This is a genomic window from Pectobacterium carotovorum (assembly GCA_016415585.1).
GTDB lineage: Bacteria > Pseudomonadota > Gammaproteobacteria > Enterobacterales > Enterobacteriaceae > Pectobacterium > Pectobacterium carotovorum_K.
The window spans coordinates 1,504,426-1,530,679 of sequence record CP066552.1; the positions used below are offsets into that span (position 1 = coordinate 1,504,426).

General features: G+C 54.4%; 25 protein-coding genes. 14 read left to right on the forward strand and 11 right to left on the reverse strand.

Translation table 11 applies throughout. The features are described from left to right. Nucleotides 1–209 precede the first annotated feature (209 nt). Nucleotides 210–1,403 (forward strand): nicotinamide mononucleotide deamidase-related protein YfaY, encoded by a 1,194-nt coding sequence (locus JFY74_06645; protein QQG29713.1) that lies wholly within the window; start codon nucleotides 210–212, stop codon nucleotides 1,401–1,403. Nucleotides 1,404–1,830: 427 nt separating this feature from the next. On the opposite strand, the gene JFY74_06650 is transcribed toward JFY74_06645, so the two are convergent. From JFY74_06650 to tesA, 3 genes are all read right to left on the reverse strand, one after another. Further along, on the reverse strand, nucleotides 1,831–2,691 hold the full coding sequence (locus JFY74_06650; protein QQG29714.1) for a co-chaperone YbbN: 861 nt from the start codon (nucleotides 2,689–2,691) through the stop codon (nucleotides 1,831–1,833). A 111-nt stretch (nucleotides 2,692–2,802) separates the two neighbouring features. Continuing rightward, nucleotides 2,803–3,573 carry an SDR family oxidoreductase gene (locus JFY74_06655; GenBank protein ID QQG29715.1) on the reverse strand — a complete coding sequence of 257 codons (771 nt, stop codon included), beginning with the start codon at nucleotides 3,571–3,573 and terminating at the stop codon, nucleotides 2,803–2,805. Between the two features lie 28 nt (nucleotides 3,574–3,601). Beyond that, nucleotides 3,602–4,282: a multifunctional acyl-CoA thioesterase I/protease I/lysophospholipase L1 gene (gene tesA, locus JFY74_06660; GenBank protein QQG30469.1), complete on the reverse strand. Its 681-nt coding sequence runs from the start codon at nucleotides 4,280–4,282 to the stop codon at nucleotides 3,602–3,604. On the opposite strand from tesA, the gene JFY74_06665 reads away from it, so the two are divergent. Both JFY74_06665 and JFY74_06670 read left to right on the forward strand, forming a co-directional pair. Continuing rightward, nucleotides 4,208–4,939: an ABC transporter ATP-binding protein gene (locus JFY74_06665; GenBank protein QQG29716.1), complete on the forward strand. Its 732-nt coding sequence runs from the start codon at nucleotides 4,208–4,210 to the stop codon at nucleotides 4,937–4,939. The two genes, tesA and JFY74_06665, sit on opposite strands and share 75 nt — an antisense overlap. Further along, a complete protein-coding gene (locus JFY74_06670) occupies nucleotides 4,936–7,365 on the forward strand; it encodes an ABC transporter permease (protein QQG29717.1) in 2,430 nt (809 codons plus the stop codon). The genes JFY74_06665 and JFY74_06670 overlap by 4 nt, the downstream gene beginning before the upstream one ends. Before the next feature lie 144 nt (nucleotides 7,366–7,509). Here JFY74_06670 and JFY74_06675 read toward each other — a convergent pair whose 3' ends face one another. The 4 genes from JFY74_06675 to suhB form a co-directional block, all read right to left on the reverse strand. Then, nucleotides 7,510–8,310 carry an ABC transporter ATP-binding protein gene (locus tag JFY74_06675; protein ID QQG29718.1) on the reverse strand — a complete coding sequence of 267 codons (801 nt, stop codon included), beginning with the start codon at nucleotides 8,308–8,310 and terminating at the stop codon, nucleotides 7,510–7,512. Beyond that, the gene (locus tag JFY74_06680; protein ID QQG29719.1) at nucleotides 8,307–9,389 is read right to left on the reverse strand and encodes an iron ABC transporter permease; all 1,083 of its coding nucleotides are present in this window, start codon (nucleotides 9,387–9,389) and stop codon (nucleotides 8,307–8,309) included. Before JFY74_06680 ends, JFY74_06675 begins: the two co-directional genes overlap by 4 nt. Before the next feature lie 6 nt (nucleotides 9,390–9,395). Further along, entirely contained in the window at nucleotides 9,396–10,514 is a 1,119-nt protein-coding gene (locus JFY74_06685) for an ABC transporter substrate-binding protein (protein ID QQG29720.1), read from the reverse strand. 155 nt (nucleotides 10,515–10,669) lie between these two features. After that, a complete protein-coding gene (suhB, locus tag JFY74_06690) occupies nucleotides 10,670–11,473 on the reverse strand; it encodes an inositol-1-monophosphatase (protein QQG29721.1) in 804 nt (267 codons plus the stop codon). Nucleotides 11,474–11,608: 135 nt separating this feature from the next. On the opposite strand from suhB, the gene trmJ reads away from it, so the two are divergent. The 11 genes from trmJ (at nucleotide 11,609) to sseB (ending at nucleotide 20,814) form a co-directional block, all read left to right on the forward strand. Beyond that, nucleotides 11,609–12,334 (forward strand): tRNA (cytosine(32)/uridine(32)-2'-O)-methyltransferase TrmJ, encoded by a 726-nt coding sequence (gene trmJ / locus JFY74_06695; GenBank protein QQG29722.1) that lies wholly within the window; start codon nucleotides 11,609–11,611, stop codon nucleotides 12,332–12,334. Nucleotides 12,335–12,453: 119 nt separating this feature from the next. Continuing rightward, nucleotides 12,454–12,948, forward strand: a complete 495-nt coding sequence (gene iscR, locus JFY74_06700; GenBank protein ID QQG29723.1) for a Fe-S cluster assembly transcriptional regulator IscR — start codon at nucleotides 12,454–12,456, stop codon at nucleotides 12,946–12,948. A 267-nt stretch (nucleotides 12,949–13,215) separates the two neighbouring features. Next, nucleotides 13,216–14,430, forward strand: a complete 1,215-nt coding sequence (locus tag JFY74_06705) for an IscS subfamily cysteine desulfurase (protein QQG29724.1) — start codon at nucleotides 13,216–13,218, stop codon at nucleotides 14,428–14,430. 24 nt (nucleotides 14,431–14,454) lie between these two features. Continuing rightward, a complete protein-coding gene (gene iscU / locus JFY74_06710) occupies nucleotides 14,455–14,841 on the forward strand; it encodes a Fe-S cluster assembly scaffold IscU (protein QQG29725.1) in 387 nt (128 codons plus the stop codon). An 80-nt stretch (nucleotides 14,842–14,921) separates the two neighbouring features. After that, entirely contained in the window at nucleotides 14,922–15,245 is a 324-nt protein-coding gene (gene iscA, locus JFY74_06715; protein QQG29726.1) for an iron-sulfur cluster assembly protein IscA, read from the forward strand. A gap of 71 nt (nucleotides 15,246–15,316) precedes the next feature. Beyond that, nucleotides 15,317–15,835, forward strand: a complete 519-nt coding sequence (hscB, locus tag JFY74_06720; GenBank protein ID QQG29727.1) for a co-chaperone HscB — start codon at nucleotides 15,317–15,319, stop codon at nucleotides 15,833–15,835. Nucleotides 15,836–15,910: 75 nt separating this feature from the next. Further along, complete coding sequence (gene hscA, locus JFY74_06725) at nucleotides 15,911–17,761, forward strand: Fe-S protein assembly chaperone HscA (GenBank protein QQG29728.1); 1,851 nt, start codon at nucleotides 15,911–15,913, stop codon at nucleotides 17,759–17,761. 1 nt (nucleotide 17,762) lies between these two features. Next, nucleotides 17,763–18,098 carry an ISC system 2Fe-2S type ferredoxin gene (gene fdx / locus JFY74_06730; protein ID QQG29729.1) on the forward strand — a complete coding sequence of 112 codons (336 nt, stop codon included), beginning with the start codon at nucleotides 17,763–17,765 and terminating at the stop codon, nucleotides 18,096–18,098. 21 nt (nucleotides 18,099–18,119) lie between these two features. Beyond that, entirely contained in the window at nucleotides 18,120–18,320 is a 201-nt protein-coding gene (iscX, locus tag JFY74_06735; protein ID QQG29730.1) for a Fe-S cluster assembly protein IscX, read from the forward strand. A gap of 339 nt (nucleotides 18,321–18,659) precedes the next feature. Further along, nucleotides 18,660–19,967, forward strand: coding sequence for an aminopeptidase PepB (gene pepB / locus JFY74_06740; protein ID QQG29731.1), 1,308 nt, complete (start codon nucleotides 18,660–18,662; stop codon nucleotides 19,965–19,967). 52 nt (nucleotides 19,968–20,019) lie between these two features. Continuing rightward, entirely contained in the window at nucleotides 20,020–20,814 is a 795-nt protein-coding gene (gene sseB, locus JFY74_06745; protein ID QQG29732.1) for an enhanced serine sensitivity protein SseB, read from the forward strand. 219 nt (nucleotides 20,815–21,033) lie between these two features. Here the strand turns inward: sseB and JFY74_06750 are convergent, their stop codons facing one another. The 4 genes from JFY74_06750 to JFY74_06765 form a co-directional block, all read right to left on the reverse strand. After that, the gene (locus tag JFY74_06750) at nucleotides 21,034–21,822 is read right to left on the reverse strand and encodes a MurR/RpiR family transcriptional regulator (GenBank protein QQG29733.1); all 789 of its coding nucleotides are present in this window, start codon (nucleotides 21,820–21,822) and stop codon (nucleotides 21,034–21,036) included. 41 nt (nucleotides 21,823–21,863) lie between these two features. Then, nucleotides 21,864–22,733: a 3-mercaptopyruvate sulfurtransferase gene (gene sseA / locus JFY74_06755; GenBank protein QQG29734.1), complete on the reverse strand. Its 870-nt coding sequence runs from the start codon at nucleotides 22,731–22,733 to the stop codon at nucleotides 21,864–21,866. A 103-nt stretch (nucleotides 22,734–22,836) separates the two neighbouring features. Beyond that, nucleotides 22,837–24,198, reverse strand: a complete 1,362-nt coding sequence (locus JFY74_06760; protein QQG29735.1) for a 6-phospho-alpha-glucosidase — start codon at nucleotides 24,196–24,198, stop codon at nucleotides 22,837–22,839. 13 nt (nucleotides 24,199–24,211) lie between these two features. Next, entirely contained in the window at nucleotides 24,212–25,792 is a 1,581-nt protein-coding gene (locus tag JFY74_06765) for a PTS transporter subunit EIIC (protein QQG29736.1), read from the reverse strand. Between the last annotated feature and the right edge of the window lie 462 nt (nucleotides 25,793–26,254).

A 26,254-nucleotide genomic window follows, 5' to 3' on the forward strand; every position in this document is an offset into this window, starting at 1 on the left:
AAATAGCGTGGCTATCCAGATATTTTTGGCAGCAGGGTAGAGTATTCAGTGATTTCTGTCAAAACGCCGTTACGAGGGGTGTAATTATATATTTACACTGGAGTGAGGAGCGTCGGAGGCGATACGTTATTGGGCAGGCAGAAAGAAACATTGTGTTTGTTCATGCGACTTTTTAAAGTGGTTTCAGGATCGTCACGAGGAATAAAAAAATGCTTAGGGTCGAGATGTTATGTACCGGCGATGAAGTGCTGCATGGTCAGATTATTGATACCAATGCGGCCTGGCTGGCGGATTATCTGTTTCAGCAGGGATTACCGATGACCAGCCGGATGACGGTGGGGGACGATCTCGATGCGCTGGTGACTGCGATAACGCAGCGTAGCCAGATAGCCGATATCCTGATTGTGAACGGCGGCCTGGGGCCGACCAGCGACGATCTCAGCGCATTGGCGGCGGCCACTGCCGCAGGAGAAGGGCTAGTTGAGCACGCGGAATGGCTGGCGCGTATGGAGGCGTTCTTTGCTGAGCGTGGCAGAGTGATGGCACCGAGCAACCGTAAACAGGCGCAAATCCCTGCTAGCGCGGAAATGGTGGATAACCCGGTGGGCACCGCTTGTGGTTTTGCGCTGCAATTGAACAAGTGCCTGATGTTTTTTACACCGGGCGTGCCGTCTGAGTTTAAGGTCATGGTCGATCAGCAAATTATGCCGCGTTTGCGCGAGCGTTTTGCTGTCGCCGATGCCCCGCTGTGCCTACGCCTGACCACCTTTGGCCGCTCCGAGAGCGATCTGGCAAGTCAGTTGGACGGCATGGCGTTACCGCCGGGCGTGGTGCTGGGCTACCGTTCTTCTATGCCAATTATCGAGCTGAAGCTGACCGGCCCAGCCGCGCAGCAGGAAAATATGGAGCAACTGTGGGAAACGGTGCGCACCGTGGCAGGGGAAAATACCCTCTTTGAAGGAACCAAGGGGTTACCGGCACAGCTGGCACGGCGTCTGGCCGAGCGTGATATGACGCTGGCAGTGAGTGAACACTTCACGGCAGGATTGCTCAACTGGCAGCTCCAGTCGGCGGATGTTCCGCTGGCGGGCGGGGAACTGTTGGCAAACGTTGAGGATACCAGCCTGTCTGGGTTAGTGGACTATGCTCGCCATCTGGCGGAGCGTCAGGGGGCATCGTTAGCGCTGGTTGTGGGTAACCGGAATGATGCAGAGCTGTCATTAGCGCTGCATACGCCGGAAGGATCTTTTGCCCAAACGATACAGTTCAACGTACAGCGCTACAGCCTGAAAACCCATCAGGAAGTCGTTGCGATGCTGGCGATGAACATGCTGCGCCGCTGGCTAAATGGGTGGGCCGTCTACGGCGGGCACGGTTGGATCACGGTGCTAAGAACGCTTTAGAGTAAAAAAACATTCTCAGATGAGAGACAGACAATAATCTGTATGCGTTCTGATTTTTGTTGTTTTTTATTTTCCGGCGTCAAACGCTGTGCTGAGGTGGGCGTGACCGTCGGGTGAGCCGCATGGATGCGGCGAAAGTCAGTGCCGCGTCGGGAACGCGTCACTGACGGCCCGAATAACGGGCACGAACGCCGAAGGCACCGCGAAGCGGCACAGCGTCCGCCAAAATAGCCAGAGGTCAAGGAGTTGCGGCGACTGAGCGCTCCTTGTCGGGCGAGTGATGAAATGACAGAAAAATAAGGTGGTTAGCACGCCCGAAACCATCACATCAATCTAGCATAAGACGATAAGTCTATAAGCCGATGGCTAAGCTTGCCTGCAAATAAAAAGGCCAGAATCAACGTTCTGGCCCTTTTCACAAGATAAATCAATATAATAACGAATAGAGCTGGCGGCGGTAGCGGGCGGCGAGGGCGTCGCTGGTGCCGAGGGCGGCCATGATGTCCATCAGCGTTTTACGTGCGCTGCCGTTAGCAACGGCCAGATCTTTATTCAGGAAGCCCATCAGTAGTTCAAGCGCTTCTTCGTTACGGCCGACCTGATGCAGTTGCAGAGCCAGCTGTACCGCGAGATCCGCATTTTGCGGATCGGCGTCCAATTGCTGCTGTAAATGCTGAATTTCTGGCGTGTCTGCCGCCTGTTTCAGCAATTCAATCTGAGCCACGAGGCTATGGTAGCGCGTGTCTCGATCTTGCAAAGGAATTGTGGCCAACACGGCTTCAGCATCTTCACTGCGTTTAATTTGAATCTGCACTTCCGCCAGCATCAGACCGATGTCACTGCGCTGCTGGCTGAGTTGCCAGGCGTCTTTCAGCAGCTGCATTGCTTCCGGCAGTTTGTCTTCCTGAATCAGCTGCTGTGCCTGTGCCACTTTCAGCTCTTCTTCTTTCGGCAGCGCGCGTTTCAGCAATTCACGAATCGCCTCTTCCGGCTGTGGACCCTGAAAACCATCCTGCGGCTGCCCGTCTTTAACCAGATACACGGTTGGGATTGAGCGCAGGCCAAACTGAGCGGCTACGCGCTGCTCGGTATCACAGTCAACCTTCGCCAGAACAAACTGTCCGGCGTATTCCTGCGCCAGCTTGTCCAGCACCGGTTCCAGCTCCAGGCAGTGCTGGCTACGCCCCGACCAGAAGTAAAACAGGACTGGCAGTGTCGTGGAGTGTTCCAACACCTGATGCAGGTTGGATTCATTGACGTCAACGATAGTCGCTTGTTGTTCTAACATGAGTAGTCTCTCTTACTTCTTGAATACATTTGACTCTTAGATGGGGCCTGTCGGTGTCACTTACAAGCCTCGTGCAGAGATGAACGTACAAATTCGTCATCCTCTGCAGCCTTATCCTCGTACTACCTTATCTAGCAGGCACCCCGGTAGCAAACGACGCAGCCAGGTTAAAGCGTGTGCCACCAGCGTCACGGGATAGCGTAATTTTGGCCGTGAGCTTTCCAACGCATGATGGAGCTTCGGCAAGATCGCTTCCGGCGGCAGCGTGAAGCGTTTAGCGATGCCGGGGTTGGTGACCGGCTTTTCCGTCTGCGTCTGTGCCACGTTATTGGTAAAGCGCGTGCTGATCGGGCCGGGCTCGATCAGGCTGACGTGCAGGCCGCTGCCGTGTAATTCCATACGCAACGCATCCGACCAGGCTTCCAGCGCATATTTGCTGGCGGCATACGCACCGCGACCCGGTGTAGACACCAGCCCCAGCACGGAACTGGTCTGGATGATACGGCCTTCACCATGCGGCAGCATCGCGGGTAATAATAACTGTGTGAGCTGATGCGTGCCGAACAGGTTGCTGGAAAACTGCTGCTCGAGCTGCTGGCGCGAAATGGTATTCAACGGTCCATACAGGCCATATCCAGCGTTGTTAAACAAACCGTACAGGCGATTATCGGTCAGTCTGATCACCTCCGCCGCGGCCTGTTCCACGCTGGTGCTGTCATCCAGATCGAGCGTAATCGCCTCCAGACCCAGCGTGGTCAGACGCGCCACATCCTCTGCGCGACGGCAGGCTGCAATCACGCGATAGCCGCGTTTTTGCAGATCCTGAGCGGCAATCAGGCCAATACCGCTGGAGCAACCCGTAATGAAGACCGTTTTTTGCATAACTTTACCTAATTCAAAAGCCTATTTATTAAGACTCATGGTTAACTAAGGGTTCCAACTGCTTCGCCATCCAGTCTGCGATAAACGGTTGGGCATCCCGGGTTGGATGGATGCCATCTTCCATCATCCACTCCGGTTTAAGATACACCTGCTCCATAAAGAAAGGCAGCAGAGGAAGCGCAAACTGCTCCGCGAGTTTGGGGTAGATATTGCTGAATGACTCGGTGTAGCGGCGGCCATAGTTGGTCGGCAAACGAACCTGCATGAGCAACGGTTGGGCATTAGCCTGTTTGACCAGCGTGATGATTTTCGCTAGATCCTGCTCGATGTTGGCTGCTGGAAATCCCCGAAGACCGTCATTGCCGCCCAGTTCAATCAACACCCAACGCGGCTGATGCTGTTTCAGCAGGGCAGGAAGACGCGCTAACGCTTGTGCGGTGGTGTCTCCACTAATGCTGGCGTTAACCACCGCGACGCCTTTTTTCTGCGTCTGCCACTGCGTGTTCAATAGCGTTGGCCACGCGTTAGCGATCGGCATTTGATAGCCCGCACTGAGGCTATCGCCCAGAATTAATAATGTGTCAGCGGCGAAAGCGCGTACGCTGCATAATCCCAGAAGCAAAAGGACGAAAACATGTTTGCGAAGACCAGCCCAGCGAGTGCTACGCCAAGCAAAACTGCGCACGTAGAAAACATTCTTGAAGTTCATCATCTTAGTAAGCACGTTGGTCAGGGAGAAAATCGGCTTTCCATCCTTACCGGAGTTGAGCTCATTGTCAAACCTGCGCAGACAATTGCCCTGATTGGTGAATCCGGTTCGGGGAAATCGACGTTACTGGGGATCCTGGCTGGTCTGGATGATGGCACCGAAGGTGACGTTAGCCTGATGGGCAAATCGCTGAGCGCACTGGATGAAGAAGGCCGTGCGGCGCTGCGTGCCCAGCATGTGGGGTTTGTCTTCCAGTCTTTCATGCTGGTGCCGACGCTGAATGCGCTGGAGAACGTGCAATTACCCGCGTTGCTGCGTGGCGAAAGCGACAGCCACAGTCGTGGACAGGCCGAGCAGCTTTTACAGCAACTCGGGTTGGGTGAACGCTTACATCATCTTCCCGCTCAGCTTTCCGGCGGTGAACAGCAGCGCGTGGCGCTGGCTCGCGCGTTCAGCGGTCGTCCTAACGTCTTGTTTGCCGATGAACCTACTGGGAATCTGGATCGTAAAACCGGTGAGCGCATTGTTGATCTGCTGTTTTCCCTCAATCGCGATTATGCCACCACGCTGATTCTGGTGACGCACGATGAGCAACTGGCGGCCCGCTGCGAGCGACGCCTGCGGTTAGTCGACGGCAAGCTGCGGGAGGACGCATGATCTGGCGGTGGTTCTGGCGCGAATGGCGTTCTCCTTCCTTATTGATTGTCTGGCTGGCGCTAACGCTGGCCGTAGCCTGCGTGCTGGCGCTGGGTACGATCAGCGACCGCATGGAAAAAGGGCTCAGCCAGCAGAGCCGTGATTTTCTGGCGGGCGACCGCGTGCTGCGTGCGTCTCGGCCCGTCGCGGAAGACTGGCTTTTGGACGCGCAGCAGCGCGGGCTGACGCTTAGTCGCCAGATTTCCTTTATGACCATGACGTTCGCGGGCGATACGCCGCAACTGGCGCAGGTTAAAGCGACCGACCAGCGTTATCCGCTGTACGGCAATTTGCAGACGCGCCCTGAAGGGCTGCATGCGGAAGCGGGAACGGTGCTGGTGGCTCCGCGCCTGCTGGCATTGCTTGGGCTGAAAGTCGGTGACATGCTGGATGTCGGCGATACCTCACTGCGTATCAGCGGCGAACTGATTCAGGAACCAGATTCCGGCTTTAATCCGTTTGAGACCGCGCCGCGTATTCTGATGAATCTGGATGATGTCGAGAAAACGGGGGCGATTCAGCCGGGGGGCCGTATTACCTGGCGCTACATGTTTTCTGGCAATGAGAAGCAAATTAGCGAATTTAGCAACTTCATCAAGCCACAGCTCAAGCCCGATCAGCGCTGGTATGGCATGGAAGATTCTGAAGGTGCGCTGAGCCAGTCGTTAAAGCGGTCGCAGCAGTTCCTGTTGCTGTCGGCGCTGCTGACGCTGCTGTTGTCTATTGCTGCGGTCGCGGTGGCGATGGGGCACTACTGCCGCAGTCGCTATGATTTGGTCGCCATTCTGAAAACGCTGGGAGCAGGCAAACAAGCGCTGAGGAAATTAATTATCGGGCAGTGGCTTTCCGTGCTGGGTCTGGCGGCGGTTTGCGGTAGCGTGCTCGGCCTTGGGTTTGAGGCGCTGCTGATGAAAATGCTGGCTCCGGTGCTGCCCGCCGCATTGCCTGCATCCGGGCTGTGGCCGTGGGTATGGGCGCTGGGATCGCTGGTGCTGATCTCGCTGCTGGTTGGGCTGCGTCCGTATCGACTGCTGCTGGCGACACAGCCGCTGCGCGTGTTGCGTCAGGATGTGGTGGCGAACGTGTGGCCGCTGCGCTATTACTTGCCGATTGTCCTGATTATTGTCGTCGGCCTGCTGGCAGTATTGTCCGGTGGCGGCGTGCTGCTGTGGTCGCTGCTCGGAGGCGTGGCGGTGTTGTCGCTACTGCTGGGTGTTATTGGCTGGGGCGGTTTGCTGCTGTTACGGCGTCTGACGGTTAAACGTCTAGCGCTGCGTCTGGCGATTAATCGCCTGCTGCGTCAGCCGTGGTCGACGCTCAGCCAACTGGCGGCATTTTCGTTGTCCTTCATGCTATTAGCGCTGCTGCTGGTGATGCGCGGTGATTTACTGGAACGCTGGCAGCAGCAATTACCGCCGGGCAGCCCGAACTATTTCCTGCTGAATATCACAGCGGAACAGGTGCCGCAGGTGAGGGAGTTTCTCTCTCAGCATGACGTGACGCCAGAGCAGTTCTTCCCGATTATTCGTGCGCGCCTGACGGAGATTAATCAGCAGGTTGCTACTGAAGTGATCCACGAGGACGATCCGGGCGGCAACACGGTGAACCGTGAGCTGAATCTGACCTGGATGAACGGGATTCCACAGCACAACGTATTGGTGGAAGGCGAAGCGCCGAAGACGGGCGAAGTCTCGATGGAAGCGAAAGAAGCCAAAGAGATGGGCATCAAGATTGGCGATACGCTGACCTTCACCGGCGATACACAGCCGTTTAGTGCGACGGTAACCAGCTTCCGTCAGGTAGACTGGGAAAGTCTGCGTCCGAATTTCTTCTTTATTTTCCCCGTGGGGGCGTTGGATAACCAGCCACAGTCTTGGTTGACGAGCTTCCGCTACGATGGTGATGAGAAGATGATTACGCAGCTGAACCGCCAGTTCCCGACGGTGAGCGTGCTGGATATCGGCAGTATTCTGCGTCAGGTTGGGCAGGTTTTACAGCAGGTAAGTCGCGCGCTGGAGATTATGGTCATCCTGGTGCTGTTCTGTGGTGTGCTGCTGTTGCTGGCTCAGATTCAGGTCGGGATGCGTCAGCGACGTCAGGAGTTGATGGTATACCGCACGCTGGGAGCCGGGTTACGCCTGCTGCGCACCACGCTGTGGTGTGAATTCGCGGTGCTGGGATTGGTGGCGGGAACGGCGGCGGCGATTGGCGCAGAATCGGCTCTGTGGCTGTTGCAGCGTAAGGTCTTTAACTTTGCCTGGGAACCGAATATCGGGATGTGGATAGCACTTCCGTTAATCGCGGCGTTCCTCCTGTCGCTCTGCGGCGGCTGGCTGGGGCTACGGCTCTTGCGCGGTAAAGCGCTATTCCGGCAGTTTGCGGGTTAACAAATTTCGTTGAGTAAATTAGTCCCCCGCTGAGGTGGTTGCCTATGCTGTTCTTGCACTGCGAGCCACCTTCCGTTGTCATAAGATATGCCCAGTACGGTAAAGTAGACGGTGAGGGGGGCATTGTCTACTTGTCCGGCAGGTTTAGATGGTCGGTTTGCTGACCAGTCCGTCGATAATCACCTGCGGCACGCCCTGCGAACAGCGCTCGATGCGTCCGCGTACGCCATAGACTGCTGACAGGCTTTCAGGGCTAATCACCTCGGCCGGTGCGCCATTGGCAATCAAATTACCGTTTTGCAGCATCAGTACGTGGTCGCCATGACGTAGCGCGATATTGACGTCATGCACTACCACGACGGTGATGATGTTGCGCTTGCGCGTTTCTTTACGTACCAAATCCATCACGTGGAACTGATAGTTCAGATCCAGCGCGCTAAGCGGTTCGTCCAGCAGGAGCAGCGAAGGTTGACGGATCAGCGATTGCGCTAACCCCACCAGCTGTTTCTGTCCGCCGGAGAGCTGATCGAGATAGCTCAACGCCAGATGTTCAATGCCTAACTGACGCAGCAGGCTCATCACTTCATCCTGCTTTTCGGCGTTGTGCATGCCACCGGACGCGCGCTGCGCGACGATAATCGATTCCAGCACGTGCAGGTGAACGCCGGCTGGCAAGGATTGCGGCAAATAAACGACTTTTTCCGCCCGCTGAGCAAAAGGCAATGTCATCAGATTGGTGTCATCCAACCACAGTTCACCTTCGGAAGCATTCAGACCTGCCATTGCACGCAACAGCGTTGATTTACCGCTGCCGTTGGGGCCGAGCAGCACGGTAATTTTCCCGCGCGGCAGTTGCGGGACGGACAGATCGCGAATCACCTGACGCTTGGGGTAACCGGCGCGAAAGTGGGAAAGGCGTAATCCAGAAGAGGTTTGCTGGTTCATACGTTTCCTCTGTGGCGCAGGATGATACTCAGGAAGAAGGGGACGCCAACCAGTGATGTGACGATCCCGACCGGGATAATGACGCCGGGGATGAGGTTTTTCGAGGCAACGGATGCCATCGACAGCACCAGCGCGCCAGTTAACGCACTGGCAGGCAGATAGAAGCGGTGGTCTTCACCGAAAATCATACGTGCGATATGCGGAGCAACCAGACCGATAAAGCCGATGGGGCCAACAAACGCGACCGAAATGGCGGACAAAATACTGATGCGCAGCAGCGTCGCCAGACGCAGGCGGCGGACGTTAATACCAAAACTAACGGCGCGATCTTCACCCAACCGCAGGGCGGTCAGCTTCCATGAGCTCATCAGTGAAATTGGCATCACGATAGCCAGTACCAGCAGCAGGATGCCCAATTTTTCCCACGAGGCACGGGCCAGACTGCCCATCGTCCAGAACACCAGACCTTGCAGCGTGTCTTCGTTGGCGATGAACTGGAGCATGGATACCAACGCGTTGAAGGTGAACACCAGCGCGATACCGAACAGCACGACGCCGGAGGTCGCGACCTGCGTCCAGCGCGTAATGCCATCAAGCAGCAACGCTGCCAGCAGCGCAAAGATAAAGGCGTTTGCGGAGATAAACCACTGAGCCGGAATACCGGGGATACCGATACCGAGGACGATAGCCAGCGCGGCGCCGAATGCGGCGGCGGAAGAAACGCCGAGCGTAAACGGACTGGCCAGCGGGTTGTTCAGGATCGTTTGCATTTCTGCACCGGCCAGACCAAGTGACAGTCCGACCACGATAGCCATCAGTGCGTAAGGCAGACGAATATCCCAGACGATCACGCGCGTACCAGCATCGGCGCTGGCCGGATCGGTCAGCGTCTGCCAAAGCACATCAAGCGTCAGCCCTGAAGGCCCCATCGTGAAATCCAGCAACAACGAGCCGATGATGATCAACAGCAGTATCGCCATAACACCCACGCGGCGTCGAATAATGCCGCGATAGTTGTCCATAATGGTGTTGGCATCCGCGGCAGTATTGCGGATACCCGGTTCAGTGGTTGTACTCATGAAAAATTACTCACCTTGTTTCCAGGCAAAGATAAAGTCACTGTCAGGCAGCGAGGTAAAATTCTGAATGATATGGTGATACGTGTCATCAGGATTCAGGCTGGAAAACGCCTGAGGATAAATGTCCTTTGCCAGATATTCCATACCAACAATGTTGTAAGGATGGTTGTAGAAATGGTGGTAAACGCCGTAAACGTGTTTCGCCTGAACCGCTGGAATTTGGCTGATGCCAGTGCGGTTTAGCAGCGTAGTGGCCTGATTACGAACGTCTTCTACGCTGGCGCCATAGCCTAACGGCAGTACCTGACTGTTACCACGCTTAGAGCCTGTCATAATGTAGACGTCAGGTTTCATGCTGATAATTTTTTCCAGCGAGACAAAACCTGAGGCGCCCGGCAGTAAATCCGAACCAATATTTTTCGCGCCGACTGCTTCAATCAATCCGCCCCAGCCGCTGTTGCTGTGTGTGAAGCAGCAGGAGTCTGAGTTGCCAGCAATCGGTTCAATAAAGACGTTAGGTTTCGGGGTGATTGCAGCGGTTTTCTGCTGAATAGCATCGAAGTGTTGACGATAGAAATCGGTATACGCTTTGGCATTGGCTTCACGGTTCAGAACTTTACCCAGTAGGTCGATGCTGGGAGCGGTATCTTTAGCCGGATTCACTTCATAATCGACGAACAGTACGGGAATATTCAGCGCGCTGAGCTTGTCGATCACACCGCTTTCCTTCAGCGCTGCTTTCGCACGCAGCTGGGCAATCATCAGATCCGGCTGCTTTGACAGTACGCTTTCCAGATCGACGTTGCCTTTGTCACTGAAGCCCATATCCAGAATGCCAACGGACTGAGGCCATTTTCCTTTCAGCATATCCCAGGTTGCGGTGTCCTGTTTTTTCGCCAGATTGTTCCAGGCGACCAGACGCTGAAAGGGATTATCGCGGTCAAGCAATGCCATCGTCATAATATCGCGCCCATCTTGCAGAATGATGCGCTGTGGCTCTTGTTTAATGGTGACATTTCTCCCGTCGAAATCGGTGACGGTAAGAGGATATTGGGTGGCATAGCTGAAAAACGGGGTGGTGAGGAGTGCGGTCAGAAAGAGTGATCTTACTGATTTTCTTAACATGGTGGCGATCCTAATTCACAATTTATCGGTGTAATGAGTTTGATAATTATTATCGTATAAGGATAAACAATGCGTATACAGGATTCATATGTAAAGAAAAATAACAACTCCGGCCCAATTTCGTTTTTATGAGGGTGGGCCGGAGTGGGTCGGAATTAGCGTTTCAGCGCGTCGCTCAGTTCTTCACGGATGGTGCCCAGAATGGATTTCACCACACGCGGGTTACCTGCAACCAGATTGCCGGATGCCAGATAGTTATGGCCGCCAACGAAATCTGTCACGATCCCGCCAGCTTCACGTACCAGCAGCTCGCCACCAGCAAAATCCCACGGCTTCAGGCCGATTTCAAAGAAACCGTCAACGCGACCCGCGGCCACATAGGCCAGATCCAGTGCAGCAGAACCCGTACGGCGGAAATCCGCACAGTGGGTGAACAGCGCACCGATGACGTTGATATAGCTTTTGCTGTGTTGTTTTAATTTGAAAGGGAAACCTGTTGCCAGTACGGTGCCTTCCAGATCGCGGGCAATGCTGCTGCGCAGACGGTAGCCGTTCAGCTGTGCGCCTTGACCACGGGTCGCGGTAAACAGTTCATTACGCATAGGATCGTAAACGACGGCAACTTCGGTACGGCCTTTAATGCGGACCGCGATAGAAACAGCGAAGTGGGGTAAACGTTTGATGAAGTTGGTGGTGCCATCCAGAGGATCGATAACCCATTGTACTGCCGGATCTTCGCCAACCAGCTCGCCACATTCTTCACCAATAATGGTGTGCTGTGGGTAAGACTTACGGATGACTTCAACGATCAGACGTTCTGCATCCCGATCAACATTGGTCACAAAATCGTTGCTGCCTTTCTGGCTAGCTTCGACGGCGTCTGGCGTTTCATAGTTTTTGGCAATTAAATTACCGGCTTTACGCGCAGCGCGTATAGCGATGTTGAGCATCGGATGCATGGTATCGGTCCACTGGAATGTTAAAGAACGGAAAGCGGCGCAGAGTATAGCAGGAGAAAAGTCAAATAGCGAAGTTTGTGTTAGAGTACGGCGGTTTCCTTTTCGCACGACTTCCTTTCGCACAATAGAGTACATATGTTAGACAATATTCGCATTGTTCTGGTTGAAACGTCGCACACTGGCAATATGGGGTCAGTGGCCAGGGCGATGAAAACCATGGGATTAAGCAAACTTTATTTGGTCAACCCATTGGTGAAGCCTGATTCGCAGGCAATTGCGTTGGCGGCAGGCGCCAGCGATGTTATCGGCAATGCCACCATTGTGGATTCGTTCGATCAGGCGCTCGAAGGATGTGGTCTGGTCGTTGGCACCAGCGCACGTTCTCGAACCTTACCCTGGCCGATGCTGGAACCGCGTGAGTGCGGCATTCGTAGCGCGCAGGAAGCGGAACACGCGCCGGTCGCGCTGGTGTTTGGGCGTGAACGCGTGGGGCTGACGAATGAAGAGCTTCAGAAATGCCATTATCACGTGGCGATTCCTGCGAACCCGGAATACAGCTCGCTCAATCTGGCGATGGCGGTACAGATCATTGCTTATGAAGTGCGCATCGCGCATTTGGATCGCTTACAAGCCGGGCAGCCGGAACACGAAGAGTCACCGTACCCGCTGGTCGACGATCTGGAGCGGTTTTATCAGCATCTTGAACAGACGCTGCTGCAAACCGGATTTATCCGACCGGCACATCAAGGGCAGGTGATGAACAAACTGCGTCGCCTGTTTACCCGCGCCAGGCCTGAAAGTCAGGAACTGAATATCCTGCGTGGGATACTGAGCTCGGTACAGAAAACACACGACGAATAATACTTGAGTGTTTTACTCGGTTAAATAGTTGACTAAAACACTCAGGAATGTCAGACTCGCGGTATGTTCTGCCAATACATGTTTTCATAATACATGTTTTATCTACAGGTACCACTATCATGAGACTGACATCCAAAGGCCGTTACGCCGTTACCGCCATGCTCGATGTGGCTCTGCACTCCCAGGAAGGACCCGTTCCATTGGCGGATATTTCTGAACGCCAGGGTATTTCACTGTCTTACCTGGAGCAGCTGTTTTCGCGCCTGCGCAAGAACGGACTGGTTGCCAGCGTTCGTGGCCCGGGCGGCGGTTACCTGCTGGGTAAAAATGCGAATGAAATCGCTGTTGGTATGGTCATTTCGGCCGTCGATGAATCCGTTGATGCAACGCGTTGCCAGGGTCGCGAAGGCTGTCAGGGTGGCGATCGCTGCCTGACGCACACGCTGTGGCGCGACCTGAGTGACCGTATTACCGACTTCCTGAATAACATCACGCTGGATGAGCTGGTGAACAATAAGGAAGTGCTGGATGTGGCGGATCGTCAGGATGCTGACACGCGCCGCACCGCCAATGGACGTATTCAGGAAACGATTAACGTTAACCTGCGCGCCTGATACACCTTCAACGTGACGAGCACCCTTACTCGTCACGTTTTGCCTTTCCGATAGCCGCATAATCCTGACCACATTACCCAATGTGGCGTTGGCGTTAGTCCGACTATCACGGCGTGTTCTGACGATAATGTGTTCCGACGATAAATTGTTCCAACGATAACATCGTCAGATTTTTTGCATTGGCCCGAGAGGTTGCGGGTATAAACAACCTGTCAATAAAACAAAACGCATTGTACGTTTTGAAGTGATGTACGGAGTTTATGAGCAATGAAGTTACCTATCTATCTTGATTATTCAGCTACCACGCCGGTTGACCCGCGCGTCGCTGAGAAAATGATGCAGTGTTTGACGTTGGACGGTACGTTCGGTAATCCGGCTTCCCGTTCCCACCGTTTTGGCTGGCAGGCGGAAGAGGCGGTTGATATCGCCCGTAACCAAATTGCTGAACTGGTTGGTGCCGACCCGCGTGAGATCGTCTTCACGTCAGGCGCGACCGAAGCCGATAACCTCGCAATTAAAGGTGTTGCCAACTTCTATCAGAAGAAGGGCAAGCACATCATCACCAGTAAGACCGAACACAAAGCCGTGCTGGATACCTGCCGTCAGCTTGAACGCGAAGGCTTCGAGGTGACTTATCTGGCCCCGCAGCGTAACGGTATTATCGATCTGGCTGAACTCGAAGCGGCAATGCGTGAGGACACCATTCTGGTTTCCATCATGCACGTCAATAATGAAATCGGCGTTGTGCAGGATATCGCTGCTATCGGTGACATGTGCCGTAGTCGGGGCATCGTGTTCCATGTTGATGCCACGCAGAGCGTAGGCAAGCTGCCTATCGATCTCAATCAGTTAAAAGTGGATCTGATGTCTTTCTCCGGCCATAAAATCTATGGGCCGAAGGGAATCGGGGCACTGTATGTTCGTCGTAAACCCCGTATTCGTCTCGAAGCGCAGATGCACGGCGGCGGCCATGAGCGCGGCATGCGTTCTGGCACTCTGCCTGTGCACCAAATTGTCGGCATGGGTGAAGCCTACCGCATCGCAAAAGAAGAGATGACTGCAGAAATGGATCGCCTGCGTGCGCTGCGCGATCGTCTGTGGAACGGTATTAATGATATTGAAGAAGTCTACCTGAATGGTGATATCGAGCAGGGCGTGCCTAACATCCTGAACGTCAGCTTCAACTATGTTGAAGGTGAATCGCTGATTATGGCGCTCAAGGATCTGGCGGTATCGTCCGGTTCTGCCTGTACGTCGGCCAGTCTGGAGCCCTCCTACGTGTTACGTGCGCTGGGCATGAATGATGAGCTGGCACATAGCTCGATCCGTTTCTCGCTGGGGCGTTTTACCACCGAAGAAGAGATCGACTACACCATCGAGCTGGTACGTAAATCTATCGGTCGTCTGCGCGATCTTTCTCCGCTGTGGGAAATGTTCAAGCAGGGCGTGGATATCAGCAGCATCGAGTGGGCGCACCATTAATTCACCAGAGCGGGGACGACTATCATGGCTTACAGCGAAAAAGTAATTGATCATTATGAAAATCCACGCAATGTGGGTTCGTTTGACAACGCCGATCCGTCTATCGGCAGCGGCATGGTCGGCGCGCCAGCGTGCGGCGATGTGATGAAGTTGCAGATAAAAGTCAACAATGAGGGTATCATCGAAGATGCCCGCTTCAAGACATACGGTTGTGGTTCTGCCATTGCCTCCAGCTCGCTGGTCACCGAGTGGGTAAAAGGCAAATCGCTGAATGAAGCTGAAGCGATTAAGAACACGCAGATTGCCGAAGAGCTTGAGCTACCGCCAGTGAAGATTCACTGCTCCATTCTGGCGGAAGACGCTATCAAGGCAGCGATTGCGGATTACAAAAGTAAACGCGACGCGCAGTAATCTCTGCGGCTGAACTCGTCGGGGCACCGTTTCTCTCGGTGCCTGATTCCGTCGAGGTGGCGAACGATCGAGGTAACAGTATGTCGATTTCTCTGAGCGAAAGTGCTGCACAACGCGTGAGTGCTTTCATCGCAAACCGGGGCAAAGGCCTTGGGCTGCGTCTTGGCGTACGCACATCCGGCTGTTCCGGTATGGCGTATGTGCTGGAGTTTGTTGATGATTTGAACGACGGTGATACGGTCTTTGAAGACAAAGGCGTCAAAGTCATCGTGGATGGCAAAAGTCTGGTCTATCTTGACGGAACCGAATTGGATTTCGTCAAAGAAGGGCTGAACGAAGGCTTTAAGTTCAATAATCCGAACATTTCCGGCGAATGTGGTTGCGGCGAAAGTTTCAACGTCTGACCTCTCTTGGGTAGTGAGCGTGCGATCGATTAATGGCCTGCGCTGCTACCCAGAACTCCCAGAGTACCACTATGGATTACTTTACGTTATTCGGGCTGCCCATTCGCTATGATGTGGATGGCGGCCTGCTTGCATCCCGTTTTCAGGATTTGCAGCGGCAGTTCCATCCTGACCGTTATGCTGCCAGCCCAGAGCGCGAGCGCATGCTGGCGGTGCAGCAGGCGGCGACGATCAATAACGCCTATCAGACGCTCAAGCATCCGCTGAAACGCGCGGAGTATATGCTGTCGCTGCACGGTTTTGATGTGAACAACGAACAGCATACGATGAAGGACACGGCATTCCTGATGGAACAGCTGGAACTGCGTGAAGAACTGGAGGCGATCTCTCAGCGATCCGATGCGGATGAGGCGCTGACGGCCTTCGCGGAGCGGTTGCAGGCAACGATCGTTAAGCGCCGTTCACATATGCGTGATGAACTCGATAATGAGACATGGACAGACGCCGCGGATACCGTGCGCAAGCTACGCTTTTTAGACAAGCTCCAGCAACAGGTTGAAGAACTCGAAGAACAATTGCTGGACAGATAACTGGTTAATCCGGCGGGAAACCCGATGGTGATTACCATACCTGTTTTTTCGTCAGCCAATTGATGGAAGCTCAATATGGCCTTATTACAAATTAGTGAGCCCGGTCTTAGCGCCGCACCGCACCAGCGCCGTCTGGCTGTCGGTATTGATTTAGGCACCACCCATTCTCTTGTTGCTACCGTACGCAGCGGCGAAGCGCAGACGCTGGCGGATAGCGACGGACGCGACCTGCTGCCGTCGGTTGTCCACTATCGTCACGATGGTCACAGCGTCGGCTGGCATGCGCGCGACAATGCTGCCCACGATCTGGAAAATACCGTCAGTTCAGTTAAACGCCTGATGGGGCGTTCTCTGGACGATATTCAGCAGCGTTACCCGCATTTACCCTATCGCTTTCATGCCAGCGATAATGGCCTGCCGCTGATTCAGACGTCGGCTGGCAACCTCAATCCTGTAAAGGTATCGGCGGATATTTTGTCCGCGCTGGCTGTGCGTGCGGAAGCGGCGTTAGGCGGCGTGCCTGATGGCGTGGTGATTACCGTTCCTGCCTATTTCGATGACGCACAACGTCAGGGCACCAAAGATGCGGCACGTTTGGCTGGGTTGCACGTCTTACGCTTACTGAACGAGCCGACCGCGGCCGCGATTGCCTACGGGCTGGATTCCGGTAAAGAGGGCGTGATCGCCATTTACGATCTGGGCGGCGGTACCTTTGATATTTCCATTCTGCGCCTGAGCCGTGGCGTCTTTGAAGTGCTGGCGACGGGCGGCGATTCTGCGCTGGGCGGTGATGATTTCGATCATCTGCTGGCGGAGTGGCTGCGTGAGCAGGCGGGTATTCACGATCGTGACGATCGCCAGTTGGATCATGCTTTGCGTGATGCGGCGGTGAAAGCCAAGATTGCACTTAGCAGCGCCGAGTCAGCCTGTGTAGATGTGGCAGGCTGGCAAGGTGACGTGACCCGCGAGCAGTTTAATTCGCTGATCGCTCCGCTGGTGAAACGCACGCTACTGTCCTGCCGTCGTACGCTGAAAGACGCGGGGCTGACGGCAGAAGACGTGCTGGAAGTCGTGATGGTGGGCGGATCGACGCGTGTTCCACTGGTGCGCGAGCAGGTGGGAACGTTTTTTGGCCGCACGCCGCTGACGTCGATCGATCCAGACAAGGTTGTGGCTATCGGCGCGGCGATTCAGGCGGATATTCTAGTGGGCAACAAGCCAGACAGCGACATGCTGCTGCTTGACGTGATCCCCTTGTCGCTGGGGCTGGAGACGATGGGTGGGCTGGTGGAAAAAATCATTCCGCGCAATACCACGATCCCGGTTGCCCGCGCACAGGAATTCACCACCTTCAAAGATGGCCAGAGCGGCATGATGATCCACGTCTTGCAGGGTGAGCGCGAAATGGTGGCGGATTGCCGCTCGCTTGCGCGCTTCTCGCTGCGCGGCTTACCGCCGCTGCCTGCCGGTGGGGCTCACATTCGCGTGACCTTTCAGGTGGATGCGGATGGCCTGCTGAGCGTGACGGCGATGGAGAAATCGACGGGCGTTGAGGCATCCATTCAGGTGAAACCGTCATACGGCCTGAGCGATACAGAAATTGCCACGATGATCACCGACTCGATGCTGAATGCGAAGGAAGATGTCGGCGCGCGTCGTCTGGCAGAGCAAAAAGTGGAAGCGGCACGCGTGCTGGAAAGCTTGCAAAGCGCGCTGGTGGCGGACGCCGAGTTATTGAGCCATGAGGAAAAAGGCGTCATTGTCGCGGCATCCGAACACCTGCATACGATGATGCAGGGAAGCGATCCCGTGGCAATTGAAGCTGCGATTAAAACAGTCGATCAACAAACCCAGGAATTCGCCGCTCGTCGCATGGATGCCTCTATCCGTCGCGCGCTGGCAGGCCATTCTGTGGATGAGGTGTAACATGCCTAAAATAGTTTTTTTACCGCATCAGGATCTGTGCCCTGAAGGGGCGGTTTTGGAAGCGGAACGCGGTGAAAGCATTTTGGAAGTCGCCCTGCGTAACGGTATTGACGTTGAACACGCCTGCGAGAAATCCTGTGCCTGCACCACTTGCCACTGCATCGTGCGCGAAGGGTTTGACTCGTTGGTGGAAAGTACGGAAGAAGAAGACGACATGCTGGATAAGGCCTGGGGTCTGGAGCCGGAAAGCCGTCTGGGCTGTCAGGCGCGTATCGCCAGTGACGATCTGGTCGTCGAGATCCCGCGCTACACGATCAACCATGCACGCGAGCATTGATCTGAATAAGGAGAAACCGCGATGGGATTAAAATGGACAGACAGCCGGGCTATCGGCGAAGCGCTTTACGACCAGTTTCCCGAGCTCGATCCGAAAACCGTGCGTTTCACGGACATGCACCAGTGGATCTGCGAATTGGATGAATTTGACGATCGACCGGACGCTTCTAATGAAAAAATTCTGGAAGCGATCCTGCTGGTCTGGTTAGATGAAGCAGAATAGAAATATTACGGGGCTGCCTTGGGTGGCCCGTTTTATTCTCGTGCCAAAATTCGTAACATTTGCATGTCATGATGCACCGTTTATTTATCTGCAAACTGAGTATTTATAAGCGAGAGCGTTTATATACCCTAAATAATTCGAGTTTCAGGAAGGCGGCAAACGAAGGAATCCCGATGAGCTTACTCAGGTAAGTGATTCGGGTGACTGAATGCAGCCAACGCATATGAAACTTGAAGTATGACGGGTATAAACACGCATTGATAAGCAGAATGTCTGCAAATATGAACATCACCTGCAAACATGAAAAGTGGCAGGAATACCTATTATCGGAGAAGCACTATGACGAACAATACCATGCTGATTTCACTCTCCACTCAACCTGCTGACGCGCGCTGGGGAGAAAAAGCGACGCTGAGTGTGAATGAGCAGGGTTTTACCATTCATGCAGGGGCGTCCCTGAACGGTAAAGCTGCACTGGCGGTGATCCAACGTGCTGCCCGCAAAATTGATGGGCAGGGGATTAAACACGTTAAGTTAGCGGGTGAAGGCTGGGATCTGGCAAACAGCTGGGCATTCTGGCAGGGATATCGCGGGCCGAAAGGGCAAAGAACGGTTGAATGGGCGGAACTGAACGACGCCGACAAGAAAGAGCTGAACGCTCGCCTGAAGATTGTGGACTGGGTGCGTGACACCATCAACTTGCCTGCTGAGGATTTGGGGCCAGAGCAACTGGCGACCCGCGCAGTCGACCTGCTGTGTGATGTAGCCTGTGATGCCGTTAGCTACCGCATCACCAAAGGTGAAGATCTGCGTGAGCAGAATTATGCTGGTCTGCACACGGTGGGGCGCGGCTCTGAACGTCAGCCAGTGCTGCTGGCGCTGGACTATAACCCAACGGGCAACCCGGATGCGCCAGTGTTCGCTTGTCTGGTAGGTAAAGGTATTACGTTTGATACCGGTGGCTACAGCCTGAAACCCAGCAGCTCCATGGATTCCATGAAATCGGACATGGGCGGCGCGGCCACCCTGACGGGTGCACTGGCGCTGGCGGCGGCGCGTGGTTTGCAACAGCGCGTGAAGCTGTACCTGTGCTGCGCGGACAACATGGTGAGCGGCAATGCATTCCGACTGGGCGACATCATTCGCTACCGCAACGGTAAAACGGTTGAAGTCATGAACACCGACGCGGAAGGGCGTTTGGTGCTGGCGGATGGCCTGATCGATGCTTCCGAGCAGAACCCACAGTGGATCATCGACTGCGCAACGCTGACGGGCGCGGCAAAAACGGCACTGGGCAATGACTATCACGCGCTGTTCAGCTTCGATGATGAGCTGGTGGCAGCATTGCAGGAAAGTGCGAAAGAAGAAAACGAACCGTTCTGGCGTCTGCCGTTGGAAGAGTTCCATCGCAGCCATCTGCCGTCCAGCTTTGCGGATCTGAACAACATTGCCAGTGGTGCACACACTGCTGGTGCCAGCACAGCAGCGGCTTTCCTGTCGCACTTTGTGAAAAATTACCAGCAGGGCTGGCTGCACATTGACTGTTCCGCGACGTACCGTAAAGGCGCGGTAGAGCAGTGGGCGACGGGTGCAACAGGGCTCGGCGTACGCACGCTGGCTAACCTCCTGCTGAGCAACGCCAAATAGTCGGTTCAGGTCTTAAGGCGTCGGTTTTTAACGTAATCATGTTGAGGAAAGTATGGAGTTTTCGCCACGTAATAAACTGGAAGAAGTGTTGATTCTGGCTGCAACGGAACCCGCGCATCGTCCTGAGTTTTTCAGTGAACTGATGGAAGCCACGGTGTTTGTGCTGGGCACTACCGATGACGGGGATGAATCCGGTGAGGTGGTGTTGCACGCGGGCAGTAATGTGAACATCCAACACTGGGAAAAAGACGATGGCTCATCCGCTATTCCTTTCTTCTCTTCTCTGGAAGCATTACAGAGCGTGATTACGGAAGAAGCGCCTTTTCTGGCGCTACCGACGCGTTCGCTGTTTGAAATGACGCAGGGCGTCACGCTGTTCCTCAATCCTAAGCTGCCGTATGGCAAAGAGTTTTTGCCGCAGGAAATTGAACATATTCTGTCTGGCGAAGGTAACGGCTTTGTTCAGCAACGCGTTGTTGAAGAAGAGATGCAGGTCATACTGAGTCAGCCAGCCGAGATGCCCGCACAGATGATTGATTCTCTAACGCAGCTGTTTACCAAACATCGCCATGTAAAACGGGCGTTTTTGGCGCAGATTCAGGAACCGGGTGAAGAGCAACCGCACCTGCTGATTGGTATTGATGCCGATCAGGATGAAGAAACTATCATCCGTGAAGCGGGCAGCGTCGCCAGCGATACATTGCCGGACGAGCGTCCTGTCGACCTGTGTCTGGTGAAAGAAGGCGAGCCGGGCATCAGCCACTACATGATTAAGCACACCACGCCGTTCTACGAGCGCAAGTGGGGGAGTTTCCTTAGGGAGTTTAAGGCCACCGGCAACGCCTGATACCCGTCATACTTCAAGCTGCTTGTGCGTTGGCTGCCCTTACTCACCCCAGTCACTTACCTGTGTAAGTTCCTGGGGATTCGTGCGGTTGCCGCGTTACAAGGCTATAAATGAGCCTTGCCCTAACGGGCCAACGCATAGCGTTGTTCAAAACGTTAACGTTTTGCCACGCAACTCGAATTATTTAGGGTATATAAGTTTGATACAGGCAACGGCGGATTACGATTTTTCCGCTGTTGCCTGCAATAGCAGTAAATCGATCAGCATCACCAGATTCGATTCAAATGAGCTAATCTCACCGGCTTCAGCCGCATAGTGAACCGCATCATCGTAGAGCCGGAAGTGCAAATCGGCTAACTCGCCTAATGAATTCAACGATGCACGGGTAAATGCGATTACCTTCATGCCAATGTTTTTGGCGATACGCGCCTTATCCAACACCTGCTCGGTTTCTCCACTGCGGGAGATGGCGATAAACACCTGATATTTCGGCGCATTATTGAGAAAAATGCCTCGGCTATCTCCTAACCCAGAGGAGAAGGCATCTTTCCCCAGCACCTGCAGTTTCTTCGCCAAATATTCGGCAAACAGATGGGAAAACCCCGCACCGTAGAGGAAAAAGTGGCTTTCCTGCCGCAGGATAGCGCTGAAAGCCGCTCTATCCTGATGGCTAATGTAGGCAAACGTGCGCTGATAATTGTCGATAAAATGCTGAAAAGCATCAGGAAGCGAAGCGTCATTGGGCGTAACGACAGGCGAGGGGGCAAGACGCGGATTATCCGCGAGCAGCGTTTTGCAGTGATAAATGAATTCACTGTAGCCGCTAAAGCCGATTTTTTGGCACAGCCGCATGATCGTCGCCGTGGACACATAGGTCTTCTGCGCCAGATCCCGCACCGTGATTTTGCCTATCAGTGATGAATGTTCGGCGATAAAAGCCAGCACGCGGTATTCCGCGCGCGTCAGCACCTGACCGTGCTGCATTAAGGATGCCAGCCGATTATCCACCCACGACTCCTGACCAACAGGCGGCAAAACACCGAGCGGGATTAATCACGCGCAATAGGGACATCATCGCGGCTACCCCAATCGCTCCACGAACCATCGTACAGCGTCACATTCGGGACATTTAACTGCGTCAGCGCCAGCACGACGACAGATGCTGTGACGCCGGAGCCGCAGCTGGCGACGATGGGACGAGTGAAATCCACGCCGTGCTTATGAAGAATGGTTGCCAGTTCTGCATTGGGTTTTAGCGCACCATGGCTCACTAAATCAGTCCACGGCACGTTCAGGCTGTTGGGAATATGGCCGCGATGCAGGCCGGGGCGTGGCTCATCCACTTCTGCGTTAAAACGCGGAGCGGGGCGGGCATCGACAATTTGTTCTGATTTATCCTGGCAGATGGAAAGCACGTCATCGCGTGAGCGAATGGCGTTCTCATCCAGCGTAGCGTGGAACGTGGTTGGCTTTGGTGTCACATCGCCCTGTTCCAGCGGTAGGTTTTGTGCTGTCCAGCCCGCCAGACCCCCGCTCAGGATTGAAAGGGATGTCGCGCCGAAGGTGTGCAGCATCCACCACGCACGCGGTGCGGAGAAGAGGTTGCCTTCATCGTAAATCACCAAATGCTGTTGGTTATCGATCCCCAACTCGCCCATTGCGTGTGCGAAGTCTTCGCGCGTTGGCATCATATGCGGCAGGTCGGTGCTGTGATCGGATAACGTTTCAATATCAAAAAAAACCGCGCCAGGCAGATGACCGGCGCGGTATTCAGCATGAATATCACGGGTGGCGTTGCCCGGAGGCAACATTCGGGCATCGATGAGCGTGATGCTGCTGTCATTCAGGTGGCTGGCAAGCCAGTCTGCGGAGACAAACCGTTCATGAGAAACGGGCAAATCAGAAGACGATGCTGACATAGATCCTCCACGTTGGGGCCGACGAATTCGACCCCGAATCTATCATTGATATGCAATGATAGATTCATTGTCAGCGATTTTCCCTCATCCGACAAGTCGCAGATTATTGGGCGATACCGTCTCTATATGCTTGTTTTAATTGCGGCCAGTAATCCTGATTGGCTTCAATCATCTCGTCCAGAATGGCTTTGGCGTGCTGCATGGTTGGCACGGTACGGTTCAGGGTAAATGCCTGCAAGGCCTTCTCGTAGCTGCCTTCCAGCGTGGCTTCAACCAGTAATTGCTCAGACGCTAACTGCTGCTCCAGCAAGGCGCGATGGAACTGCGGAACATTCCCCATTCGCACCGGCTCTGGCCCTTGTGCGGTGATATAAGCGGGCACTTCTACCATCGCATCGTAAGGCAGATTGGCGATAGCGCCTTGGTTTTCGACGATCACCAGATGGCGCTGGCGGAGATCGAACGCCAGCGAGCAGGCGACATCAACGATGAACGAACCGTGCACGCCAACGTGGAACGCATCCGACAGAATACCGGTTTCCTTGTAGCTGGCCGCCGCCGCAAACAGCTTCTTCTCACGCCCGTCCATCACTTCATTAGCGCGCGTGTAGTCAGGATCCTGATGCTCAACGATCTGGTTCGGCATCAGGTAGTACTGCAAATACGGATTCGGCACGAATTCCGGGAAATGATCCATGATTGGTTTGATATTGCGCCAAGTTTTCACCCATGATGGATCGGCGTGCTGCGGATCGGTATCGGCGGCATCGGCGGTCAACAGGCCGTAGCGAGCGATATGTTCGCGCAGTTCTGGCATACGATCGACACCGTCGACCAGCACGCGGGTAAACCAGCCAAAGTGATTCAGCCCGAAATAGTCCACGGTGATGTCGTGACGATCGACGCCCAGCACGGCGGCGATATTACGCATCGCGGCAACCGGCATATCGCAAATATTCAGCACGCGGGCGTTAGGACGCAGACGACGAACGCCTTCGGCAACAATCGCGGCAGGGTTGGAGTAATTGACGATCCACGCTTCTTTATGCGCATAGCGCTCAACCAGATCGATCAATTCGGCCATTGGCAGAATAGTACGCAGGCCGTAGGCCAGCCCGCCGGGGCCACAGGTTTCCTGCCCGACGACGCCGTGGCGTAGTGGGATTTTTTCATCCTGCTCGCGCATTTTGTACTGGCCGACGCGCATCTGGGCAAAGACAAAGTGGGCGCCGCTAAACGCGGTCTCCGCGTCGGTTGTGACGGTAAAGACGATGCTGTCACTGTGGTCGCGAATCACCTTTTCCACCACCGGCGCGATGATGTCCTGCCGCGGGCCGTCGATGTCATATAAACGAATCTCTGCCAGCGGGAAATCCGCAAGACGTACCATCAGACTTTTTACGATGCCCGGGGTATAGGTGCTGCCGCCACCGGCAATTGTCAGAATAAATGGGGGTTTCGTCATGGTGAGTCTCCTGTTAAAGCGCGTTTTCAACTGCTTCGCGTATAGTTTTGACGTGAAGTCCGTAAACCACCTGTACGTTGTTACCCTGTCGGATAACGGCTTTCGCACCGGTGTTCTTAAGCTGTTGTTCGTCTACCAAAGCGGGGTCGATGAGCGTGACCCGCAGGCGGGTGTAGCAGTTATCCACCACCTCGATATTGGGTTTGCCACCCAGCCCGGCGATGATGGTGGCACCAACAAGTTGGGCATCGCCTTTCACCGCGTCCTGCGTTTTTGCCGGATTCTCTGTCTTGGACTGATATTCGGTTTTGGAATAAAGCCGCGTCTCTTCCTCATCGGTTTCACGCCCTGGTGTTGGCATGTCGAAGTACAGAATCAGGAAGCGGAAGACGAAGAAGTAAATTACCGACATCGTCAGCCCAACCACGATGTACATCGGCCAGTTGGATTTCTCGATGCCCAGCGGTAGGTTATAAAGCAAGAAGTCGATGACGCCGTTGGCACCAATCGCATGCACACCCATGATGGAGAACAGCATCATCCCTATGCCGGTCAGTACGGCGTGGACGGCAAACAGCATGGGCGCGACGAACAGGAAGGAAAACTCCAGCGGTTCGGTGACGCCCAGTAAGAAAGAGGTAAAAGCGGCCGGAATCAGAATGGCTTTGGCGGCCAGCCGTTTTTCTGGCTTTGCTGTCACGTACATCGCCAGCGCAGCGGCCGTCAGACCAAACATTTTACTGATACCGCGCGCATCCCAGACCACGGTGGAACTCAGCTGTTTGACGTCCTGACAGGCCATTTCAGCAAAATAGATGTTGCGTGCGCCCTGATACAGCTTGCCGCACACCTCTGCGGTTCCGCCCAGTTCGGTGTACAGGAACGGGGTATAGACCAGATGATGCAGTCCGGTGGGGATCAGCACGCGTTCGAGAAAGCCATATATCGCGATGCCAACAGGGCCCGCGCCTTTGATAGCGAAGGCCAGCCAGGTAATGCCGTGCTGAGCAAACGGCCACAGGGTGCTCATCGCAAAGCCCAGCGCAATCGCCAGCGGAATCACGAGAATGGCGACGAAGCAGTGACCGGAATAGATCGCCATCACGCCGTTAAACTGTTTACTGGAATAGCGGTTATACAGATAGCCTGCGAATCCACCGATCAGGATACCGGCGAAAACGCCCATTTCCAGAACCTGAACGCCCAGCACCATGCCTTGCCCGGCAGGGCGCATTTCTGCGGCAGGCACGAGCTTGCCCTGCAATTGCAGCGTGATGTTCATGGCATTAATGAAGATGATAAACATCACCAGACCAATCAGCGCAGCGTAGCCCTTATCGCGCTTTGCTAGTCCGATCGGAATCCCGACGGCGAACACCAGCGCCAAATTAGCCAGAATCGCCACGGCAGATTTGGAAACCAGTTGACCAAAATCCTGAATCAAGGGGTGATTAAGTAAAGGGACGTAGCCCGCTAAATTGCCGTTACCGAACACATTCCCAAATGCGATGAATAACCCGACAATCGGGAGTATCAGCACCGGCCCATACAGGGACTTGCCGAAATTTTGCAATGCATTGACCGCTCTTTTCATTATCAGCCCTCTTACTGGCCATTATGGTGGGTACAGCAGCAAGGCTAGCAGTGAATGACAAAGAGATTCCAGTTATCTTATTGTTTTAAAAACAAATAACCTATAACGTTACAAGTAACCTTCAGAACTGTGATCGCCGATGATTTGTTACATTCAGTACTGGGCGGTGGGAAACGAAAAAGCACGAGGCGTAATCGTTAATGAAGAGAGGGTGAGAGGTAATATTTTTTTTAATAAAATGTTACCTCCTTGGTAGGCAACAAAGGCCGCTACCCTTATAATCTGCGCCACTTTCACTGGCTGGGTATACCCGTCATACTTCAAGCTGCATGTGCGTTGGCTTCTCTTACTCACCCCAGTCACTTACTGGTGTAAGCTCCTGGGAATGAAATGAGAGACATCCTGTCTCTCACCGAAGGCCAGCCGGTGGCTGGTCAAATTCGTTCCTGACGAATTTGTCCT

What these genes read in the sequence shown, in the direction of transcription:
- iscU (QQG29725.1), top strand. Translation starts at nt 14,455, where the DNA reads ATGGCTTACAGCGAAAAAGTAATTGATCATTATGAAAATCCACGCAAT.
- hscA (QQG29728.1), top strand. Translation starts at nt 15,911, where the DNA reads ATGGCCTTATTACAAATTAGTGAGCCCGGTCTTAGCGCCGCACCGCAC.
- tesA (QQG30469.1), bottom strand. Translation starts at nt 4,282, where the DNA reads ATGAACTTCAAGAATGTTTTCTACGTGCGCAGTTTTGCTTGGCGTAGC.
- JFY74_06655 (QQG29715.1), bottom strand. Translation starts at nt 3,573, where the DNA reads ATGCAAAAAACGGTCTTCATTACGGGTTGCTCCAGCGGTATTGGCCTG.
- fdx (QQG29729.1), top strand. Translation starts at nt 17,763, where the DNA reads ATGCCTAAAATAGTTTTTTTACCGCATCAGGATCTGTGCCCTGAAGGG.
- JFY74_06645 (QQG29713.1), top strand. Translation starts at nt 210, where the DNA reads ATGCTTAGGGTCGAGATGTTATGTACCGGCGATGAAGTGCTGCATGGT.
- JFY74_06765 (QQG29736.1), bottom strand. Translation starts at nt 25,792, where the DNA reads ATGAAAAGAGCGGTCAATGCATTGCAAAATTTCGGCAAGTCCCTGTAT.
- JFY74_06675 (QQG29718.1), bottom strand. Translation starts at nt 8,310, where the DNA reads ATGAACCAGCAAACCTCTTCTGGATTACGCCTTTCCCACTTTCGCGCC.
- iscR (QQG29723.1), top strand. Translation starts at nt 12,454, where the DNA reads ATGAGACTGACATCCAAAGGCCGTTACGCCGTTACCGCCATGCTCGAT.
- iscA (QQG29726.1), top strand. Translation starts at nt 14,922, where the DNA reads ATGTCGATTTCTCTGAGCGAAAGTGCTGCACAACGCGTGAGTGCTTTC.
- JFY74_06705 (QQG29724.1), top strand. Translation starts at nt 13,216, where the DNA reads ATGAAGTTACCTATCTATCTTGATTATTCAGCTACCACGCCGGTTGAC.
- JFY74_06670 (QQG29717.1), top strand. Translation starts at nt 4,936, where the DNA reads ATGATCTGGCGGTGGTTCTGGCGCGAATGGCGTTCTCCTTCCTTATTG.
- sseA (QQG29734.1), bottom strand. Translation starts at nt 22,733, where the DNA reads ATGTCAGCATCGTCTTCTGATTTGCCCGTTTCTCATGAACGGTTTGTC.
- JFY74_06650 (QQG29714.1), bottom strand. Translation starts at nt 2,691, where the DNA reads ATGTTAGAACAACAAGCGACTATCGTTGACGTCAATGAATCCAACCTG.
- sseB (QQG29732.1), top strand. Translation starts at nt 20,020, where the DNA reads ATGGAGTTTTCGCCACGTAATAAACTGGAAGAAGTGTTGATTCTGGCT.
- suhB (QQG29721.1), bottom strand. Translation starts at nt 11,473, where the DNA reads ATGCATCCGATGCTCAACATCGCTATACGCGCTGCGCGTAAAGCCGGT.
- JFY74_06680 (QQG29719.1), bottom strand. Translation starts at nt 9,389, where the DNA reads ATGAGTACAACCACTGAACCGGGTATCCGCAATACTGCCGCGGATGCC.
- JFY74_06760 (QQG29735.1), bottom strand. Translation starts at nt 24,198, where the DNA reads ATGACGAAACCCCCATTTATTCTGACAATTGCCGGTGGCGGCAGCACC.
- hscB (QQG29727.1), top strand. Translation starts at nt 15,317, where the DNA reads ATGGATTACTTTACGTTATTCGGGCTGCCCATTCGCTATGATGTGGAT.
- JFY74_06665 (QQG29716.1), top strand. Translation starts at nt 4,208, where the DNA reads ATGTTTGCGAAGACCAGCCCAGCGAGTGCTACGCCAAGCAAAACTGCG.
- trmJ (QQG29722.1), top strand. Translation starts at nt 11,609, where the DNA reads ATGTTAGACAATATTCGCATTGTTCTGGTTGAAACGTCGCACACTGGC.
- pepB (QQG29731.1), top strand. Translation starts at nt 18,660, where the DNA reads ATGACGAACAATACCATGCTGATTTCACTCTCCACTCAACCTGCTGAC.
- JFY74_06685 (QQG29720.1), bottom strand. Translation starts at nt 10,514, where the DNA reads ATGTTAAGAAAATCAGTAAGATCACTCTTTCTGACCGCACTCCTCACC.
- iscX (QQG29730.1), top strand. Translation starts at nt 18,120, where the DNA reads ATGGGATTAAAATGGACAGACAGCCGGGCTATCGGCGAAGCGCTTTAC.